Genomic DNA, 1594 nt, shown 5'->3' with positions numbered 1-1594 from the left:
ACTTAAACTTCGCAGATTAATAATCTCTATGCACCTTGAAAATTCAATATTTGGCTTTAAGTAAGTATCATGATTCTTGCTCTTATGCACACAGTAAAAGCCTACCCTTAAGTTCCTTTGGAAGTGCAGCCATGAATGCTTCCAGCAATTGATCCAACTGCTCAGAAGTTAAGGAGAGCTTATCTGTGATTGTATCTAAGAACACCTGCATAAGCAGATGGAAAGCTTGAATCAATGAAATATCAGACATTTCATCCGTTATACAATAGAATATCTCACCTAATGTCCGTAAATCAGATGTCTGACGGTTTTCTACTGCCAGCATCATGTACCTAGTAAAAACGACTGCTGTGTGTGCTGTCATAGCATCATAGGACAACGAATTGCATTCCTTGCTCAACTTCAGGTATGATTTGCATACCTTGAAAAAAACCTCGATATCCCAACGCTTTCCGTAAATACGAATGATCTCATCCTCGCTGATATTCATATCAGTAGTGATAAGCGCCAAGTAATCTTTACGTTTTTTCTTATTACGGACATACACAATTCGAGCAGGAATTGATTTGTCATCCTTTTTGAGAACGACTTCGACAGACAGCAGATATCTGGACTTACCTCTTCGCTTTTTGTTTTGCTTGTATATTTCCGTTAATGGCTGCATTTTTCCGTTATAGAGATAATGCATCTTTGGTGTTTTCTTCGCCATTGCAATAACGTCATAATCCATTTCCTTGATAGCGATCAAAGACGATGGGGAACAGAACCAGGTGTCAAACAGCACATGTGATGCAGGAATCAAAGCTTTTTTAGCAGCTTTTATGAGCTCCAGAACTACAGCGGTTGCTTTGCTCTGGGCTAGATTCCGCCGGGTATAACCAGCAGAACGCTTATCCAAAGAGATAGCTTCGTTGATACGGTTTTTACTGTTTTCAGTGGATAAAAGGCAGCCATTTACAGGGATAAAGGTATTCCCGTCTGACCAACCAAGTGTAAGAAGTCGGAACCCAAATTTATAAGCCTTTTTAGCATGATCATATACCTTTGATAGCAGTTCCACTTTTTTAGAGCTTGAGCGTTCGAACAAGGTATCGTCAACGATAAGAACATTTACACGTTTATCATCTGTCAGCCCAGTAATCGATTCACTAATGACTTGTGCGCCAAGCCAAGTGGTAAACCTGATCCAATTTATATGAATCGAATTCGTAAATCTATATACTGTATCCTTTCCGAAACCAGCTTGGTGCGTCCCCATTAGCATATTCATATACATGGATCGATTGGTAAAGATAAGGCTGAATAGGTATTGAAAAATCACGGCTACATGTATCCCTTTGCTCTTATAGGCATTGGCTGTTCTTAAGGCGGTGGACACTTTATACTTCTTAAAAAAACTTTTAATTGATGATGAAACCTTCTTATCATTTTGATAGTCTTGTGTTATACTTTTCATAGCATGAGTCCTTCCATTTGGTTTGATTGTTTCTCTCAACTCAATTATACCAATGTTGAAGGTCTCATGCCATTTTTATCACCAAATAATATTGAATTTTCAAGGTGCACAGGGACTTTTATAAGTGCGAAGTTTTAG

Annotated in this window: 1 protein-coding gene; it reads right to left on the bottom strand. The window is 38.5% G+C overall.

The annotated features are described in order from the left end of the window. Positions 1-82: 82 nt before the first annotated feature. Positions 83-1456 (bottom strand): IS4 family transposase, encoded by a 1374-nt coding sequence (locus EFD62_RS17290; protein ID WP_069193668.1) that lies wholly within the window; start codon positions 1454-1456, stop codon positions 83-85. Between the last annotated feature and the right edge of the window lie 138 nt (positions 1457-1594).

This window comes from Acetivibrio mesophilus (assembly GCF_004102745.1).
GTDB classification, from domain to species: domain Bacteria; phylum Bacillota; class Clostridia; order Acetivibrionales; family Acetivibrionaceae; genus Hungateiclostridium; species Hungateiclostridium mesophilum.
The sequence above is the reverse complement of the archived record's forward strand: the minus strand, read 5'-3'. Positions and strand labels throughout refer to the sequence as shown.

Coding starts and splice junctions, on each gene's coding strand:
- EFD62_RS17290 (WP_069193668.1), bottom strand. CDS start 1,456: ATGAAAAGTATAACACAAGACTATCAAAATGATAAGAAGGTTTCATCA.